We start from the raw sequence: 16,988 nt of genomic DNA, 5'->3' as shown, positions 1-16,988 counted from the left end.
ACCTCAGCGCAGCGCCACCACACCGTCACCGCGCTGTTCGAGCACGACGTCGCCGGCCACCGTCGTGGTGATCGGCCCGGTCGTGGTGTCCCGCGCGACCGGGATCGTGCGCAGCAACGCGCCGTTCGACAGATCGAGCACGGCGATCCCGGATTCCACCGGAACCAGCAGGTTTCCGGCCATCACGGCGCCGGGGCCGAGAGCGCCCGGGAAGGTCCAGCGGGGAACGAGATCGGACGCGCCGAACGAGACGACATCCGAACCGGTCCACCAGGTGACCACCGAACTGCTCGCGGACGTGACCGGATCCGGTCCGATCTTCAGGGCGAGCGCGTATTCGGACACGGCGTTGCCGGTGCCGTCGAACAGGCCGATCCGCGGTCCGGTCGTCCTGCCCGCGGGCAGGTAGACGGCCGTGGTCTCGCCCGACACCCCGAGGATGCGCGCACCCTCGACGCCGGCGTCGACACCCGCCAGGACGCTCGACCCGTACTCCTCGGGTTCCTGATTGTCCTTGGGCGAGGGGTTCATGACCGTCAGACGATCGGCCACCTCGCCGGGGCAGCGCTCGAGCACGGACAGCCTGCTGCTGCTCGAACCGGCGTCGATCAGCGTGCATCCGCTGCGGGGTTGCTTCTTGGGGTTCACCGGCGCGTCCACCCGCCCGTACTCGACGGTGCGCACGAGGTCGGAGCGCCACAGTTCGAGACGGCGGTCGCCGCGGGACGCGACATAGGTTCCGTCGGCCGTCAGCGTCACCGCGGGATCGGCGTCGCTGTTCCGCTGCGCCAGACGCTCACCGGTGCCGCCGTCGAGTTCGGTGACCTGAGAGCATCCGCGGTCGTCGCGGTACGCGGCCACCACCTTCTCCCACGACGCCGTCACACCGCACAGGTCGAGATCACGCTCGTACCGCCACAGCTCGGCGCCCGACATCCGGTCCCGGCCCACGACGTCGCCGCCCTCGGCGGTGACGACAGCACCACCGACGACGAGGGGCGCTGTGGCGGAACTGACGGAGTCCCAGATCGGGCTCAGTGTTTCCGGGACCGTCAGGGCCGTGACGAGCGCAGGCGGCGGCTCGGCGGCGGTGACCGAGGTGGTGCCCCGGGCATCGCTGCGGAACCACACGACGGTGAGGGCGACCACGACCGCGACGGCGATTCCGGCGGCGACGACGAGATCGGCGCGTGAGCGCCGCTCAGGTGCGAGCACGGTGGTTGGTTACTCCGCGTTCGTCGCGGCGGCGCCGACCTTCGTGGTCCGGCGGCGACGGCGGCGGCGGGGCTTGGAATTCTCGCCGTCGGCGTCCGTGCTCGCAGCTGCCGATTCGGGTGCGGTCGGCTCCGGCGACTTGGGGCCCACCGAGTCCGCGGGACGGCCACCACGGGTGCGGCGACGGGTGCGGGTGCGTGCCGGACGCTCCGTGCGCTCGGCCTTCTCACCGTTGTCGGTGTCGGTGTTCTCGCGCCGCTCGGTGTCGGTGTTCTCGCTCTGTGCGGGCGCAGCCTTCTCGACCCGGGGGCGCTTGATCGTGCCGGTCGCCTCGGCCGGGATCGACAGTTCCTCGTACAGGTGAGGGGAGCTCGAGTACGTCTCGACCGGATCCGGGATACCGAGGCCCAGAGCCTTGTCGATGAGCTGCCAGCGGGGGATGTCGTCCCAGTCCACGAGCGTCACGGCGATGCCGGTACGCCCCGCGCGGCCGGTGCGGCCGATCCGGTGGACGTACGTCTTCTCGTCCTCCGGGCACTGGTAGTTGATGACGTGCGTGACGTCGTCGATGTCGATACCGCGGGCCGCGACGTCCGTCGCGACGAGCACGTCGATCTTGCCCGAGCGGAACGCCTTGAGTGCCTTCTCGCGGGCAATCTGGTTGAGGTCGCCGTGCACGGAACCGACGGCGAAACCGCGCTCGGCGAGTTCGTCGGACACCTTCTGCGCGGTCCGCTTGGTGCGGGTGAAGATCATCGTCGCGCCGCGGCCGTCGGCCTGCAGCACGCGGGCCACCATCTCCGCCTTGTCGAGCGCGTGAGCCCGGTAGATGTGCTGGCTCGTGCGGTCGTGGACCGCCGAGTCGTCGGCCTGCTCGGCGCGGATGTGCGTCGGCTGGGTGAGGAACGTGCGGGCGAGAGTGATGATCGGGCCCGGCATGGTCGCCGAGAACAGCATCGTCTGGCGCTTGTCCGGCACCATGTTCAGGATGCGCTCGATGTCGGGCAGGAAGCCGAGGTCGAGCATTTCGTCGGCCTCGTCGAGAACGAGCACCTCCACCTTGCCGAGGATCAGATGGCCCTGGTTGGCGAGGTCGAGCAGACGGCCGGGGGTGCCCACGACGACGTCGGCGCCCTTCTGGAGCGTCGCGATCTGGGTCTCGTACGGGCGGCCGCCGTAGATGGCGAGGACCTCGAGGGGCTTGTTCTTCTCGCCCTTCAGGTACTTCGCGGCGCCCTCGAGGTCCTTGGTGACCTGGATGCACAGCTCGCGGGTGGGGACGATGACCAGCGCGCGGGGAGTGCCGTCGAGCGCGGCCGTCCCGGTGGTGCCGGAGGAGATGCGGTGAAGCAGCGGGACGCCGAAACCGAACGTCTTGCCCATGCCCGTGCGGGCCTGACCGATCAGGTCGTCGCCGGCGAGGGCGAGGGGGAGCGTCAGCTCCTGGATGGCGAACGTGCGCTCGATGCCGATCTCGTCGAGAGCGCGGACGATCTCGTCACGCACTCCGAGTTCGGCGAAAGTGGGGGCGACGTGTGTGGAGTCGAGTTGCGCCGACAGCGTGGTCTCGGTGGCGTCGTCTTCATGGTCGACAGTGATCTTGCTCAGGGGTCTGGCCTTCCTCGTAGCTGCACGCACGCACGAGGTAAGGGCCAGGCCGCTGGTCGGCCCGATTTCCCAGTCGACGCTCGTCGATGTCCTCTTCCGAGTCGATCCTGCCTCTGCCTCAGCGCAGAAATCGAAGATTTCGGCGAGGCGCGGCTGGGACCGTCGATCAGGTGCGCGCACATTATCGGTGGGAACCGCCGATCGGATCGTGATCGATCATCACTCGAACCGCGTTCTCTGCGGAGACGAACGTGGTGACGAGCGGTTGCCCACCATCATTGTAGCCGGAGAACGCTCCACAACTGGTTACGCATGGCAAACATCACTGCTCGACGCATTAGGCTGTGGCGCCATGGAGCCCAACACCCCTGCATCCACTGATTCCACGATTCCCGCTGATCACCCCGGCGTCGGTGAACTCTTCGCGGTCCTCGCATACGGCGAGATCTCCGCGTTCTACCGGCTGTCCGAGGACGCGCAGATGGCGCGGACCCTGCAGGGCAAGGTGGCGCTCGCGAGCATGGCGGCCGCCGAGATGGGCCACTTCGAGATGCTCGAGAAGGCGCTGACCGCGCGCGGCTTCGACATCTTCGAGGCAATGGATCCGTTCGTCCGCGCCCTCGACAACTACCACGCGTCCACCACCCCCTCGACGTGGCTCGAGGCGCTGGTGAAGGCATACGTCGGTGACGGGATCGCCGCGGACTTCTACCGCGAGATCGGGCACTCGCTGCCCGCCGAGGTGTCGCGCACCGTCGAGGAGGTGCTCTCGCAGACCGGCCACTCCGAGTTCGTCGTCCACGAGGTGCAGCAGGCGATCAAGGCCAGCAACCGCGACAAGGACCGCCTCATGCTGTGGGGCAGGCGACTGCTCGGCGAGGCCATTACCCAGGCGCAGTTCGTCCTGGCGCAGCGGGAGGCCCTGACCGAACTCGTCATCTCCGCATCCGGTGACCTCAACGGCGTCGTCGCACTGTTCGACCGCATGCAGGAGATGCACGCCGAACGCATGGCCGTGCTGGGCCTGGTCTAGGCGGCACCGTCGTCGGGGCAGGTCCGTCGGTGTGTTCGCTCAGGGCACAGCCCACAGACGCGCACCGGCGGCGGCCACTGCATTAGCCTGGCCAGGACAGCTGATGTTTCTCGGAGAGTTCGGAGGTTGACCGTGGAGGTCAAGATCGGTGTAATCGACAGCCCGCGTGAGCTCATCGTCAGCAGCGAGCAGACCCCGGACGAGGTCGAGACATTGGTCTCGGGCGCCCTCACCGGTGGCGACGGGATCTTGTCCCTGGAGGACGACAAGGGGCGTAAGTACCTCATTCAGTCCAGCAAGATCGCCTACGTGGAGATCGGCCCGTCCGATATCCGCAAGGTCGGATTCGCACCGACGAAGTGAACGCAGTCGGATTCGCTCCGACCACGTGAACACACGAGAAAGGGCCCGCAGTCGAATCGACTGTCGGGCCCTTTCTCGTGGGTGTCAGCGCTGTTCGGGATGCAGCGGCACGCGGGACAGACCGCCCCACGCGAGCGTGACCGTCGTGTCGACCGCTTCTTCCTTCGGGATCGGGCGCGCCGCCTCGAGCCAGTACCGCGCGGTGAACTGGCTGGCGCCGACGAGGCCGACGGCGAGGATGCGGGCCCGGTAGGGGTCGAGACCGGAGTCGTGGCTGACGAGGTCGAACACGGCGTCGACGCACGCCTCGGTGGCCTGCTCGACGCGGCTCTGCACCTGCGGCTCACCCATGAGGTCGGACTCGAACACGAGCCGGAAGCCCTGCGAGTCGTTGTCGACGAAGTCGAAGAACGCCTGCACCGCGGCGCGGACACGCTGCTTGTTGTCGGTGGTCGAGCGCAGCGCCTGCCGGACACCCGAGATCAGGCTGTCGACATAGCTCTGCAGCACGGCCACGTACAGCTCGAGCTTGCCGGGGAAGTGCTGGTAGAGGACGGGCTTGCTCACACCGGCGCACTCGGCGATCTCGTCCATACCGGCAGCGTGGTATCCGCGTGTGACGAAGACCTCGCTGGCTGCGGCGAGTAGCTGCAGTCGCCGGGCATCGCGGGGGAGTCGCGTGCTGCGACGGGCCCCGGTGCCCTTTCCGGTGTTGGCATCGCGATCGGAGTTCGTCCGATCCGCGAGTTCAGTCATAGCGCTTCCAATCTGCACAAGTATTCCGCGTCACATTCTGTGTAACTGTGTGAACGATACCCGCGCGTAGTGAACCGTTCATGGTGGACTCGCAGGACTCGCCCGGTCAAGGATATTGCCTGTCCGGTAACTGGGGTACCGCAGGGGTTCGGGACACCTGGTGACCTGGGTAGCCGCGACGTTGCGGGCCGCATCCAGGTGACACGCCGAATGACCTGCGGACGATGCACTGGGACGAGGCGGTGCCGGACTGTGAGATTCTGGGCTGCGTGACTGACCGAGGAGGACCGCGTGTTCGCGGCCGGGCTCCCCAGAGTTCCGAGGACGGGGAGCGACGATCGCGAAGCATCGACCAGCGTGACGTCGGTCCCCGCGCCTCGCAGTCGGCACCGCAGTCGCAGTCGCATCAACCGCTCCGCGCGCAATGGGACCCGACGAGCCGCGACGTGGGCCGTCCCCGCAACCCACGCCCCGAGCGGCAGGCCCGGAAGCAGAGCCGCATCGGCCGGTTCGTCTCCACCTACGGCTGGCGGGCGTACGCGATCCCGATCCTCCTGGTGGTCACCGTGCTCGTCGTGGTCGACGCGGTCCGGGACACCGGCGGCGGCGAGACGACGGCGGAGACCGATTCCCCCGGATTCGGCACTCTGTCCCGCGACACCGACGGTTCCAGCGTCATCGGGGTCCCGCCGGAGGCTGACGGAAACTTCGCCGCCGAACTTCCCTCGGGCGCGTTGCCCGAGGGTGGTCCGTTCACGGCGGTGGGCGCCGGCACCTGGCACGTGGTTCCCGGCAACGGGGCCAAGGTCGGGCAGGGCACCGAACGTGAATTCACGTACAGCGTCGAGATCGAGGACGGCGTCGACACGTCCGGATTCGGCGGCGACGAGTCGTTCGGCCGGATGGTCGACCAGACGCTGTCGAATCCGAAGAGCTGGACGAAGGACCCGCGGTTCGCCTTTCGCCGCGTCGACCAGGGGGATCCCGACTTCCGGGTGTCGCTGACGTCGCAGATGACCATTCGCGAGGCGTGTGGCTACGACATCCAGTTGGAAGTGTCCTGTTACAACCCGGGCATCGACCGCGTCGTCCTCAACGAGCCGCGCTGGGTGCGCGGCGCCATCGCGTTCCAGGGCGACATCGGGTCGTACCGGCAGTACCAGATCAACCACGAGGTCGGGCACGCCATCGGCTACCAGGACCACCAGCCGTGCGAGACCGAAGGCGGCCTCGCGCCGGTGATGATGCAGCAGACGTTCGGGACGGCCAACAACGACATCGCCCAGCTCGACCCCGAGGGCATCGTGCCGATGAACGGGCTGACCTGCCATTTCAATCCCTGGCCCTTCCCGCGGGCATGAGTCTGGACCGGTCCCGCGCGACTGCGGGCAGGAGGGGAAGAATGGACCCTGTCGGGGCGTTGAAGTCAATGCTGTCCGACACATCGGAAGCCGTCGCGCAATCGTCAGGAGTGGGCCGTGTCGCTTGACCGTTCTGTGAAGACCACCGAGGCGCTGCCGCCGCTGGTGGAACCGGACGCCGAACTTTCCCGCGACGAGGTGGCGCGGTACAGCAGGCACCTGATCATCCCCGACGTCGGCATGGCCGGCCAGAAGCGCCTGAAGAACGCGAAGGTCCTCGTCATCGGGGCGGGTGGCCTCGGCTCACCGGCCCTGCTGTACCTCGCGGCCGCGGGGGTCGGGACCCTCGGCATCGTCGAGTTCGACGAGGTCGACATGTCGAACCTGCAACGCCAGGTGATCCACGGACGCTCCGACGTGGGCCGTCCGAAGGGCGAGAGCGCGCGCGACTCGATCCGCGAGATCAACGACAACGTCGACGTCCGGTTGCACGAGTTCCGGCTCGAGCCCGACAACGCCGTCGAACTGTTCGAGCAGTACGACCTGATCCTCGACGGCACCGACAACTTCGCCACCCGGTACCTCGTCAACGACGCCGCCGTCCTCGCGCACAAGCCGTACGTGTGGGGCTCGATCTACCGCTTCGAAGGCCAGGCGTCCGTGTTCTGGGAGGACGCGCCGAACGGCCGCGGACTCAACTACCGCGACCTGTACCCGGAGGCGCCGCCGCCGGGCATGGTGCCGTCCTGCGCCGAGGGCGGCGTGCTCGGTGTGCTCTGCGCGTCGATCGGCTCGATCATGGCCACCGAGGCGGTCAAGCTGATCACCGGCATCGGCGAATCGCTGCTCGGACGGCTGATGGTCTACGACGCGCTCGACATGACATACCGCACCATCGCGTTGCGCCGGGATCCGGCGCGGACTCCGGTCACCGAACTGATCGACTACGACGCGTTCTGCGGGGTGGTGTCCGACGAGGGGCAGGCCGCGGCGGCCGGTTCGACGATCACGGCCACGGAGCTGCGCGACCTCCTCGACTCCGGCAAGGAGATCGAACTCGTCGACGTGCGCGAGCCCGTCGAATGGGACATCGTCCACCTGCCCGGTGCGGTGCTGATCCCCAAGGACCGCATCCTGTCGGGGGAGGCGCTGTCGGAGCTTCCGCAGAACAAGCCGATCGTGCTGCACTGCAAGACCGGCGTCCGGTCGGCGGAGGCGCTGGCAGCGCTGAAGAAGGCCGGCTTCTCCGACGCCACCCATCTGCAGGGCGGCGTGATCGCGTGGGCGAAGCAGGTGGACACGAGCCTGCCCGTCTACTGACCACTGCCTGTCTGCCGGCCCGGTCGCGGCGTGATTGACGTCTTCGGGCCAGCGCGCCTTGCGCTGTCACCGGCCCACCCGGCGGTAGCGTTGAGTACGTGAGCACCGGCCAACCCCCTCAGCACGTGTGCTCCACGTTCGGCCTCCGGGAAGTCGAGCCCATCCCACTCGGTGCGGACTGGGACGGCGGGTGGCTCTGTGGAGACGTAGTCCTGTCAGCCGTCGCCGACCACGCGCGCGCCGCGTGGTCCGCCAAGGTCCGCGAGACGCTCGAGGTGGAAGGCGTTCGGCTCGCCCGTCCCGTGCGATCCACCGACGGCAGGTACGTGGTGTCCGGGTGGCGCGCCGACACGTTCATCGAGGGCACACCCGAACCGCGTCACGACGAGGTCGTGTCGATGTCGGGGCGACTGCACGCCGCCACCTCGCAACTCGACCGTCCCCGGTTCCTGGTGCAGCCCCCGGTCGCGCCGTGGGCGGAGGTCGACGTGTTCGTCGCGGCGGACCGGGCGGCCTGGGAGAAGATCCCGTTGCGCAGCGCGAAGGGCGCCGAACAGCTCGAGACCCCGTCGCCGGACGGTCGCAAGAGTCTCGAGCTGATCACCGGGCTGGCGACATTGCGCAAACCCGTCACGTGCCCGGATCAGCTCGTCCACGGCGACCTGTTCGGCACCGTCCTGTTCGCCGGTGCGCTCGCGCCGGGGATCACCGACATCACGCCGTACTGGCGCCCCGCGTCTTGGGCGGCGGCCGTGGCGGTGGTGGACGCCATCTCCTGGGGCGGGGCCGACGAGGCCCTCATCGGGCGGTGGGAAGACCTGCCCGAGTGGCCGCAGATGCTGCTGCGGGCGGTGCTGTTCCGGCTCGCCGTCCACGTGCTGCACCCGCGGTCGACCGCGGAGGCGTTCCCCGGACTCGCCCGTACCGCCGACGTGGTGCGCCTCCTGCTCTAGGTGGTGAGCAGCTCGGCGAACAGGTCGCGGGCGGCGGTGGTCGCCGCGGTCTCGTCGCCGTCGACGATCGCCCGGATCAGGTGCCGGTGCTCGTCGTGGAATCCCGCCCCCGTCGCGTGCACGTGCCGGTCGACGGTCTGGGCGATCGACGGCAGCAGCGAGTCGTAGAACTCGAGGTACACGGCGTTGTGGCTCGCCTCGACGATCGCGCGGTGCAGGGTGACGTCGGCCTCGACGGCGGCCTCGGTGTCGGACTCGGCCCAGCATCGGAACCGCTCGTCGAGCAGGCTCTGCAGTCGTGTGATGTCGTCCGGGGTGCGTCGCCGGGCGGCGAGCGCGGCGGCGGTGACGTCGAGCGCCTGCCGCAGTTCCGTGACGTCGCGCTCGTGCGCGCCTGCGAAGTATTTGCCGAGTGTGCCGCCGACATCCGAGGTGGCGACGACGTACGTGCCCGATCCCTGCCGCCGTTCCAGCAGTCCGGTGTGGACGAGGGCCTGCACTGCCTCACGGACGGTGTTGCGTCCCGTTCCGGTGAGTTCGGACAGCGCGGTCTCGGTGGGGATCTTCGCGCCCACCGCCCACCGGCCACTGCAGATCTCGTCGCGTAGCTGCTCGGTCACCTGTGAGATGAGACTCGAGCGGCGTACGGGTTTTCCAAAGGTCATCCTGTCATCCTATGATTTCTCTCGTGACTCTTCTACGCGGCCGCCTCCTCGTCTTCTGCGCGATCGCCATGTCGGCTCTCGTCCTGAGGCTCGCGGTCACCTCGTTCACCCCGCTGGCCTCTCAGATCCGGGAGGACATCGGATTCTCGCCCACCGTGGTCGGAGTGTTCGGGATGGTGCCGACGGCGATGTTCGCGCTGTTCGGCTTGGGAACGCCGCTCATCGCCAAGCGGTGGGGCCTGGAACGGACCGCGCTCGCGGCGATGCTGATGGCCGGAGTCGGCATGCTCACGAGAGCCCTGATGAGCGACACCTGGTCGTTGCTGGCGCTGTCGGCGCTCGCGCTGGCCGGCATGGGAATCGGCAACGTAGTGATTCCGCCGCTGGTCAAGCGCTACTTCTCCGACCGGTTGGCCGTGATGAGTTCGGTGTACATCGTCGGGGTGCAGATCGGCACCATCGTGCCCGCCTTCGTGGCCGTCCCGCTCGCCGAGGCGTTCGGCTGGCGGTTCTCGATCGGAGTCTGGGCGCTCCTCGGCTTCGCCGCGGCGCTCCCGTGGATCCTCCTGCTCACCCGCGAACGACGTCGCACCGTGGTCGTCGCGGCGGAACCGCCCGCGGGTGTGCAGGCCGAACGCCCGCACGGGAAGGCCTGGCGTTCGCCCGTCGGCTGGGGGATGGCCGGCATGTTCGGAATGACGTCGATGATCACGTACTCGATGTTCACCTGGATTCCCGACATCCTGTCCGACGCCGGGGCGAGCGAAGCGTTCGGCGGTGCCATGGTGGGACTGTTCTCGTTCATGGGTCTCGTCGCCGCGTTCGGCGCCCCCACGCTGTGCGCCCGCATGCGCAATCCGTTCCCGATCGTGATCGGATGCGCGGTCTGCTACCTGGTGGCCTTCAGTGGACTGCTGTTCGCTCCGATGAGCGCACCGATCCTGTGGATCGTGCTGCTGGGGCTCGGGCCGAGCACGTTCCCCATGTCGCTGACGCTCATCAATCTGCGCACGCGCAGCCACCTCGGCTCGGCGACGCTGTCCGGTTTCACCCAGGGTGTGGGCTACGCCGTCGCGTGCCTCGGACCGCTGCTGTTCGGGGTGTTCCACGACGCCTCCGGCGGATGGACCGTGTCGTTCGGATTCCTGACGTTCGGCGTGGTGATCCTCCTCATAGCGGCGTTCCAGGCGTGCAAGCCGCGCATGCTCGAGGACAGCTGGCACGTCGAAAATGAGCCTGAGAACGCTCTTCGACACGTCTAGGAAACATGCAGGAAACCTCACATCGCCCCAGTTGAAAAGTGAGGATCAGTTGACGTTGCGGTCACCGACCGCAGCACCGCCGCAACACCGGTTTTCTACCTTTGGGTCTCCCACACAACGAGGAGGCCCGGGTGAAGAAGCACTACATCGAGCACTGGGACGCGGAAGACGTCGACGCCTGGGAGGCGGGCGGCAAGGACATCGCCAAGCGGAACCTGATCTGGTCGGTAGTCGCTGAGCACGTCGGCTTCTCCGTCTGGTCGATCTGGTCCGTCATGGTGCTGTTCATGCCGACCGACATCTACGGGATCGACGCGGCGGGCAAGTTCTTCCTCGTCGCCGTCCCCACTCTCGTCGGCTCGATCCTGCGGATCCCGTACACGGTCGCGACGGCCCGCTTCGGTGGCCGCAACTGGACCGTCTTCAGCGCCCTCGTCCTGTTCGTCCCCACACTGTTCACCCTCTACCTGATGATGAACCCGGGGGCGTCGTACACGACGTTCATCCTCGTCGCGGCACTCGCCGGCGTCGGCGGTGGAAACTTCGCGTCGTCGATGACCAACATCAACGCGTTCTACCCACAGCGGCTCAAGGGCTGGGCACTCGGTCTCAACGCGGGCGGCGGCAACATCGGTGTCCCGGTGATCCAGGTCGTCGGTCTGCTCGTGATCGCCACCGTGGGCAACACGGACCCCTGGATCGTGTGCGCCGTCTACCTGGTCTTCATCGCCGTCGCCGCGGTCGGCGCGGCCCTGTTCATGGACAACCTCGGCAACCAGAAGTCCGATCTCCGGGCGATGGCCAAGGCGCTGAAGTTCTCCGACTCGTGGGTCATCAGCTTCCTCTACATCGGCACGTTCGGATCGTTCATCGGATTCAGCTTCGCGTTCGGCCAGGTGCTGCAGATCAACTTCCTCGCCGGTGGCGCCACCCCCGCGGCGGCCGCCCTGCACGCCGCGCAGATCGCCTTCATCGGACCGCTGCTCGGCTCCATCGCCCGGCCGATGGGCGGCAAGCTCGCCGACCGCATCGGCGGCGGCAAGATCACGCTGTACACCTTCGTCGCCATGGCGCTCGCCGCCGCGGTGCTGGTGACCGCGGGCACCGTCGACGACGGCACGCCCGGCGCGGCCACGGCCGGAGTGCTGGTGGCGTTCGTGGTCGGCTTCATCACCCTGATCCTGCTGGCAGGCATCGGCAACGGCTCGGTCTACAAGATGATCCCGTCGATCTTCGAGGCCAAGGCGCAGGGGCTCGAAGGACTGAGCCGCGACGCCAAGGCGGCGTGGTCGCGGGCGATGTCCGGGGCCCTCATCGGCTTCGCCGGCGCCATCGGCGGCCTCGGCGGCGTCGGAATCAACCTGGTGCTCCGCGCGTCCTACGGCGGCACCGCGAAGTCGGCGACCATGGCGTTCTGGGTGTTCCTCGCCTTCTACCTCGCCTGCATCCTCGTCACCTGGTTCGTCTTCCTGCGCCGCCCGTCCGTCACTCGTGCGCTCACCGTCACCGACGGCGACGACGACAAGGTGTCGGTCTCGGCGTGACCTCCCGCAGTACCGCATGAACTCGAGTAATTCAGCTAGAAGGAGCGACGGCATGAGCCGCAAGTCAGCAGTGGTCATCGGACACGGAATGGTCGGACATCGATTCGTCGAGGCGTTGCGTGCACGCGACGAGTCGGACGACTGGTCGGTGACGGTGCTCTGCGAGGAGCCCCTCCCCGCGTACGACCGGGTGGGACTGTCCTCCTACGTGGGGGCGTGGGACCCCAAGGAGCTTGCGCTCGCGGGTAACGACTACCCGGACGACGCGCTCGTCGACCTCCGGATCGGCCGCCGGGCCGCGACCATCGATCGGGAGGCCCGCAAGGTCACCACCGATTCGGGTGAGGTCGTCGGGTACGACGCTCTCGTGATGGCCACCGGTTCGTATCCGTTCGTGCCGCCGATCCCCGGCCACGACCGGCCGGAGTGCTTCGTCTACCGCACGCTCGCCGACCTGGACGGCATCCGGAAGCGTGCCGACGCGGCCGGGCCCGGCGCCGTCGGTGTCGTGGTCGGCGGTGGTCTGCTCGGACTCGAGGCCGCGAACGCCCTCAAATTGATGGGCATGACCCCGCACGTGGTCGAGTTCGCTCCCCGGCTGATGCCGCTGCAGGTCGACGAGGGCGGCGGCGCGCTGCTCGCCAACCTCGTCACCGACCTGGGTCTCACCGTCCACGCGGGTGTCGGCACCGCAGGCATCACCGAGGGCCCGGACGGGATCACCGTCGAACTGTCCGACGGCTCGGTGATCGAGGCCGCGCTGCTGGTGTTCTCCGCGGGTGTGCGGCCGCAGGACCAGCTGGCCCGCGACGCGGGACTCGAGGTCGGTGAGCGCGGTGGGATCATCACCGACCTCGGGTGCCGCACGTCGGACGAGAACATCTACGCGGTCGGCGAGTGCGCCGCGGTGGAGGGCAGGTGCTACGGCCTCGTCGCTCCCGGGTACACCACCGCGGAGATCGTCGCGGACCGGTTGCTCGGCGGGGCGGCGGAGTTCCCCGGCGCCGACCTGTCCACCAAGCTCAAGCTGATGGGTGTGGACGTCGCCAGCTTCGGCGACGCCCACGCTCAGACCCCCGGCGCGCTGGAGGTGGTTCTCAGCGACGCCGCCAAGGGCACCTACGCCAAGCTCGTCGTGTCCGACGACGCGAAGACGCTGCTCGGCGGCATCCTCGTCGGTGACGCCTCCGCGTACGCGTCGCTGCGTCCCCTCGTCGGCCGCGAACTGCCCGGCGATCCGGCCTCGCTCATCTCGCCCGCGGGGGAGAAGCCCGGCGCCGGATCCCTGCCCGACGACGCCGAGGTGTGCTCCTGCAACGGTGTCACCAAGGGCGCGATCTGCGGGGCCATCGCCGACGGCGCCTGCGACATCGCGCAGGTCAAGAGCTGCACCAACGCCGGCACCACGTGCGGTGGCTGCCTGCCGACCATCAAGCAGCTGCTCGCGTCGTCCGGAGTGGTGATGTCGAAGGCGCTGTGCGAGCACTTCGAGCAGTCCCGTGCCGAGCTGTTCGAGATCGTGCAGGCCACCGACACGCGCACGTTCTCCGCGCTGATCTCGAAGTACGGAACGGGCTCGGGCTGCGACATCTGCAAGCCCGTCGTCGCGTCGATCCTGGCGTCCACCGACTCGGACCACATTCTGCACCGCAACCAGGCGGGACTGCAGGACACGAACGACCACTTCCTGGCCAACATCCAGAAGAACGGCACCTACTCGGTGGTGCCGCGGATGCCCGGCGGCGAATGCACGCCCGAACAGCTCATCGTCATCGGCGAGGTGGCCCGCGACTTCGGCCTCTACACGAAGGTCACCGGCGGTCAGCGCATCGACCTGTTCGGCGCCCGCGTCGAGCAGCTGCCCGCGATCTGGAAGCGCCTCGTCGACGCCGGCATGGAGTCGGGCCAGGCGTACGGCAAGTCGCTGCGCACCGTGAAGAGCTGCGTCGGATCCACCTGGTGCCGGTACGGCGTGCAGGACTCCGTGGGTATGGCGGTCGACCTGGAGAACCGGTATCGCGGCCTGCGGTCCCCGCACAAGATCAAGTTCGGTGTGTCGGGCTGTGCCCGTGAATGCGCCGAGGCGCGCGGCAAGGACGTCGGCGTCATCGCCACCGAGAACGGCTGGAACCTGTACGTCGGCGGCAACGGTGGCCAGTCCCCGAAGCACGCCCAGCTGCTCGCAGGCGGGCTCGACGACGAGACCCTGATCCGGTATATCGACCGGTACCTGATGTTCTACATCCGCACCGCGGACCGGCTCCAGCGCACCGCGCCGTGGGTCGAGTCCCTCGAAGGCGGGCTCGACCACCTCAAGGCCGTGGTGTGCGAGGACAGCCTGGGCATCGCCGCCGATCTCGAGGCGGCCATGGCCAAGCACGTTCTGGGATACAAGGACGAGTGGGCGGGTGTGCTCGAGGACCCGGAGAAGCTGTCGCGGTTCGTCTCGTTCGTCAACGCGCCCGACGAGGCCGATCCGACCGTCGCGTTCGACGACACGGGTGTCCGGAAGGTTCCGGTGTTGATGGGAATGCCGAAATTCGCAGCTTCTACATCGGAGTAATCCCCGCTTAACGCTGCGGAAACACCCACCACGAACTATGTATCCAAGCACGGATACACACCAGCCCGAAGGAGGACTGTGATGACCGTCGTCGACATGAACGTCCACAGTGCCAGTGGAACCAGGTTCGAAAGCGTCAAGTCAGGCCGTCTGGAATGGACGTCCGCGTGTCCGCTCAGCCAGCTGATCCCCGGTCTCGGGGTGGCGGTGCTGCTGCGGGGCGGAGAGCAGGTGGCACTGTTCCTTCTCGAGGACGGATCCCTGCACGCCGTCGGCAACATCGACCCGTTCGGGCGCGCGGCCGTGATGTCCCGCGGCCTCGTGGGTGACCGGGCAGGGGAGCCCACCGTGGCGTCGCCCCTGCTCAAGCAGGTGTTCTCGCTGGTCGACGGCCGCTGCCTCGACGACGAGTCGGTGCGGCTGCCCGTGTACGACGTGCGGGTGTGGGCCGGCGTCGTCCAGGTCCACAGCACGCACGCGTGAACGACGCGGCGCCGCTGTGCGGGTTCACGATCGGGATCACGGCGTCCCGGCGTGCGGAAGAGTTCGCCACGCTGCTGACGCGGCGCGGTGCCACCGTGGTGCACGCTCCGGCCATCCGCATCATCCCGTTGGCCGACGACACGGAACTCGAGCGCGTCACGCGCCAGATCATCGACAACCCGCCGGAGATCGTCGTCGCGACCACCGGGATCGGTTTCCGCGGCTGGATGGAGGCGGCGGACGGCTGGGGTGAAGCGGAGGAGCTGGGCCGGGCCCTGGCCGCGAGCCGCCTGTTGGCCCGCGGACCCAAGGCGAAGGGCGCGATCCGGGCGGCGGACCTGCGGGAGGAGTGGTCGCCCGCGTCGGAGTCGTCGGCCGAAGTGCTCGATCACCTGCTCGGCGAGGGCGTCGAAGGTAAGCGCATCGCGGTCCAGTTGCACGGCGCCACCACGGAATGGGAGCCGGTCGCGGACTTCTGCGAGGTGCTGCGCTGCGCGGGCGCCGACGTGATCGCCGTCCCCGTCTACCGGTGGACGCCGCTCGAGGACCAGGCCCCGATGGACCGGATGATCGAACTGATCGCCTCCGGCGGTCTCGACGCGGTCAGCTTCACCAGCGCACCGGCGGTGGCCTCGCTGCTGACCCGCGCCAAGGAGACCGGAATGATCGAGATGGTGCTGCACTCGTTCCGGCACCGGGTTCTCGCGGCCTGCGTCGGACCGGTCACCGCCGGACCGCTCCGCGAACTCGAGGTCCCCACGACGATGCCGGCACGCTCACGACTGGGTGCGCTCGCCCGGCACATCGCCGACGAGCTGCCGCGGCGGGCGAACAAGATCCACACCGCCGGACACGAGTTGAGCATCCGCGGCGGATGCGTCGTCGTCGACGGCGAGGTACGCCAGCTGCCGCCCGCCGCGATGTCGCTGATGCGCACGCTCGGCGCCCGGCCCGGCCGGGTCGTCCCCCGGGACGAACTGCTCGCGGCACTGCCCGGCGGCGGCGGCGACACCCACGCCGTGGAGACGGCGGTGGCCAGACTGCGCGCGTCCCTTGGCGCACCGAAGGCAGTCCAGACGGTGGTCAAGCGCGGATACCGCCTCGCGCTCGATCCCGTCGACTGCGCCGATTCACGTGAGGAGGGACAGCAATGAACGAGACAGCACTGGTACTGGTGGCACACGGAACGCGGAGTCCCCGAGGCGTGGAAATGATCGCCGCGCTCGCCGACGCCGTCGCCGAGCAGGTCGGACCGACCCGGGTGTCCTTCGTGGACGTACTCGGGCCGTCACCCGCCGAGGTGCTCCGCGACATCACCGGGCCCGCTGTCGTGGTGCCGGCGTTCCTCGCGTCGGGCTACCACGTCCACACCGACGTTCCGCGGGAGGTCGCCGACAGCGGCCATCCCTCCGTGGCCGTGACCCGGGCGCTGGGACCGGACCCCGTTCTCGCGGACGTCCTGCTGCGGCGTCTCGTCGACGCGGGCTGGCGGCCCGGCGACGCGGTCGTGCTCGCCGCGGCAGGCTCGTCCGACCCCCGGGCGCTGCGCGACGTCCGGCGCGCCGCGGCGATGCTGTCGGAACTCGTCGCGTCGCGGGTCCGGATCGGCTACGTCGCGACCGCGCAGCCGCGCGTCCCGGACGTGGTCGAAGGATTGCGGGCCGGCGGCGAGAAGCGGGTGTTCGTCGCGTCGTACCTCCTGGCCCACGGACTGTTCCACGCCCGCCTCGCCGATGCCGGTGCGGACGGGGTGGCCGAGCCGCTCGGCGTCGATCCGGCGATCGTCGATCTCGTCGCGGACCGCTACCGCAGCGGAATCCCGGCCGCGGTCCGCGCGCTGTCGTACCAGCGCTGAACCGTCC

Annotated in this window: 15 protein-coding genes; 11 read left to right on the top strand and 4 right to left on the bottom strand. The window is 68.7% G+C overall.

Features of this window, described 5'->3' with window-relative positions; translation table 11 throughout:
* Positions 1 to 3: 3 nt before the first annotated feature.
* Together CJ179_RS05315 and CJ179_RS05310 are read right to left on the bottom strand one after the other, a co-directional pair.
* A complete protein-coding gene (locus CJ179_RS05315; protein WP_095860842.1) occupies positions 4 to 1,215 on the bottom strand; it encodes a hypothetical protein in 1,212 nt (403 codons plus the stop codon).
* A 9-nt stretch (positions 1,216 to 1,224) separates the two neighbouring features.
* On the bottom strand, positions 1,225 to 2,853 hold the full coding sequence (locus tag CJ179_RS05310; RefSeq protein WP_095860841.1) for a DEAD/DEAH box helicase: 1,629 nt from the start codon (positions 2,851 to 2,853) through the stop codon (positions 1,225 to 1,227).
* A gap of 322 nt (positions 2,854 to 3,175) precedes the next feature.
* Between CJ179_RS05310 and CJ179_RS05305 the strand changes: the two genes are divergently transcribed.
* Both CJ179_RS05305 and CJ179_RS05300 read left to right on the top strand, forming a co-directional pair.
* On the top strand, positions 3,176 to 3,856 hold the full coding sequence (locus CJ179_RS05305; RefSeq protein WP_015890118.1) for a ferritin-like fold-containing protein: 681 nt from the start codon (positions 3,176 to 3,178) through the stop codon (positions 3,854 to 3,856).
* 132 nt (positions 3,857 to 3,988) lie between these two features.
* Entirely contained in the window at positions 3,989 to 4,219 is a 231-nt protein-coding gene (locus tag CJ179_RS05300; protein ID WP_015890119.1) for a DUF3107 domain-containing protein, read from the top strand.
* Positions 4,220 to 4,303: 84 nt separating this feature from the next.
* Here the strand turns inward: CJ179_RS05300 and CJ179_RS05295 are convergent, their stop codons facing one another.
* A complete protein-coding gene (locus CJ179_RS05295) occupies positions 4,304 to 4,975 on the bottom strand; it encodes a TetR/AcrR family transcriptional regulator (RefSeq protein WP_015890120.1) in 672 nt (223 codons plus the stop codon).
* A 224-nt stretch (positions 4,976 to 5,199) separates the two neighbouring features.
* Between CJ179_RS05295 and CJ179_RS05290 the strand changes: the two genes are divergently transcribed.
* The 3 genes from CJ179_RS05290 to CJ179_RS05280 all read left to right on the top strand — a co-directional run bounded on the left by CJ179_RS05290 (position 5,200) and on the right by CJ179_RS05280 (position 8,609).
* Positions 5,200 to 6,336, top strand: a complete 1,137-nt coding sequence (locus tag CJ179_RS05290; RefSeq protein ID WP_095860840.1) for a DUF3152 domain-containing protein — start codon at positions 5,200 to 5,202, stop codon at positions 6,334 to 6,336.
* A 135-nt stretch (positions 6,337 to 6,471) separates the two neighbouring features.
* Positions 6,472 to 7,656 carry an adenylyltransferase/sulfurtransferase MoeZ gene (moeZ, locus tag CJ179_RS05285; protein WP_072937655.1) on the top strand — a complete coding sequence of 395 codons (1,185 nt, stop codon included), beginning with the start codon at positions 6,472 to 6,474 and terminating at the stop codon, positions 7,654 to 7,656.
* Positions 7,657 to 7,754: 98 nt separating this feature from the next.
* Positions 7,755 to 8,609 carry a TIGR02569 family protein gene (locus CJ179_RS05280; RefSeq protein WP_072937656.1) on the top strand — a complete coding sequence of 285 codons (855 nt, stop codon included), beginning with the start codon at positions 7,755 to 7,757 and terminating at the stop codon, positions 8,607 to 8,609.
* Here the strand turns inward: CJ179_RS05280 and CJ179_RS05275 are convergent.
* Complete coding sequence (locus tag CJ179_RS05275; RefSeq protein WP_095860839.1) at positions 8,606 to 9,274, bottom strand: FadR/GntR family transcriptional regulator; 669 nt, start codon at positions 9,272 to 9,274, stop codon at positions 8,606 to 8,608. The genes CJ179_RS05280 and CJ179_RS05275 overlap by 4 nt on opposite strands.
* An 11-nt stretch (positions 9,275 to 9,285) precedes the next feature.
* Here CJ179_RS05275 and CJ179_RS05270 point away from each other — a divergent pair, with 11 nt between their 5' ends.
* The 6 genes from CJ179_RS05270 (at position 9,286) to CJ179_RS05245 (ending at position 16,981) form a co-directional block, all read left to right on the top strand.
* Entirely contained in the window at positions 9,286 to 10,536 is a 1,251-nt protein-coding gene (locus CJ179_RS05270; protein WP_095860838.1) for an MFS transporter, read from the top strand.
* Positions 10,537 to 10,667: 131 nt separating this feature from the next.
* Positions 10,668 to 12,080 carry an MFS transporter gene (locus tag CJ179_RS05265; protein ID WP_095860837.1) on the top strand — a complete coding sequence of 471 codons (1,413 nt, stop codon included), beginning with the start codon at positions 10,668 to 10,670 and terminating at the stop codon, positions 12,078 to 12,080.
* Positions 12,081 to 12,132: 52 nt separating this feature from the next.
* Positions 12,133 to 14,643, top strand: coding sequence for a nitrite reductase large subunit NirB (nirB, locus tag CJ179_RS05260; RefSeq protein ID WP_095860836.1), 2,511 nt, complete (start codon positions 12,133 to 12,135; stop codon positions 14,641 to 14,643).
* 81 nt (positions 14,644 to 14,724) lie between these two features.
* Positions 14,725 to 15,126: a nitrite reductase small subunit NirD gene (nirD, locus tag CJ179_RS05255; protein ID WP_043825757.1), complete on the top strand. Its 402-nt coding sequence runs from the start codon at positions 14,725 to 14,727 to the stop codon at positions 15,124 to 15,126.
* Positions 15,123 to 16,280: a uroporphyrinogen-III synthase gene (locus tag CJ179_RS05250; protein WP_072937661.1), complete on the top strand. Its 1,158-nt coding sequence runs from the start codon at positions 15,123 to 15,125 to the stop codon at positions 16,278 to 16,280. Before nirD ends, CJ179_RS05250 begins: the two co-directional genes overlap by 4 nt.
* Positions 16,277 to 16,981 carry a sirohydrochlorin chelatase gene (locus tag CJ179_RS05245; protein ID WP_072937662.1) on the top strand — a complete coding sequence of 235 codons (705 nt, stop codon included), beginning with the start codon at positions 16,277 to 16,279 and terminating at the stop codon, positions 16,979 to 16,981. The genes CJ179_RS05250 and CJ179_RS05245 overlap by 4 nt, the downstream gene beginning before the upstream one ends.
* Positions 16,982 to 16,988: the final 7 nt, after the last annotated feature.

The sequence above is a fragment of the Rhodococcus sp. ACS1 genome (assembly GCF_002300155.1).
Taxonomy (GTDB): Bacteria; Actinomycetota; Actinomycetes; order Mycobacteriales; family Mycobacteriaceae; genus Rhodococcus_F; species Rhodococcus_F koreensis.
Note: the sequence above shows the minus strand (reverse complement) of the source record. Positions and strands in the feature narration are given on the sequence as shown.

What these genes read in the sequence shown, in the direction of transcription:
- CJ179_RS05275 (WP_095860839.1), bottom strand. Translation starts at nt 9,274, where the DNA reads ATGACCTTTGGAAAACCCGTACGCCGCTCGAGTCTCATCTCACAGGTG.
- CJ179_RS05245 (WP_072937662.1), top strand. Translation starts at nt 16,277, where the DNA reads ATGAACGAGACAGCACTGGTACTGGTGGCACACGGAACGCGGAGTCCC.
- CJ179_RS05295 (WP_015890120.1), bottom strand. Translation starts at nt 4,975, where the DNA reads ATGACTGAACTCGCGGATCGGACGAACTCCGATCGCGATGCCAACACC.
- CJ179_RS05290 (WP_095860840.1), top strand. Translation starts at nt 5,200, where the DNA reads ATGCACTGGGACGAGGCGGTGCCGGACTGTGAGATTCTGGGCTGCGTG.
- CJ179_RS05305 (WP_015890118.1), top strand. Translation starts at nt 3,176, where the DNA reads ATGGAGCCCAACACCCCTGCATCCACTGATTCCACGATTCCCGCTGAT.
- nirB (WP_095860836.1), top strand. Translation starts at nt 12,133, where the DNA reads ATGAGCCGCAAGTCAGCAGTGGTCATCGGACACGGAATGGTCGGACAT.
- nirD (WP_043825757.1), top strand. Translation starts at nt 14,725, where the DNA reads ATGACCGTCGTCGACATGAACGTCCACAGTGCCAGTGGAACCAGGTTC.
- CJ179_RS05270 (WP_095860838.1), top strand. Translation starts at nt 9,286, where the DNA reads ATGATTTCTCTCGTGACTCTTCTACGCGGCCGCCTCCTCGTCTTCTGC.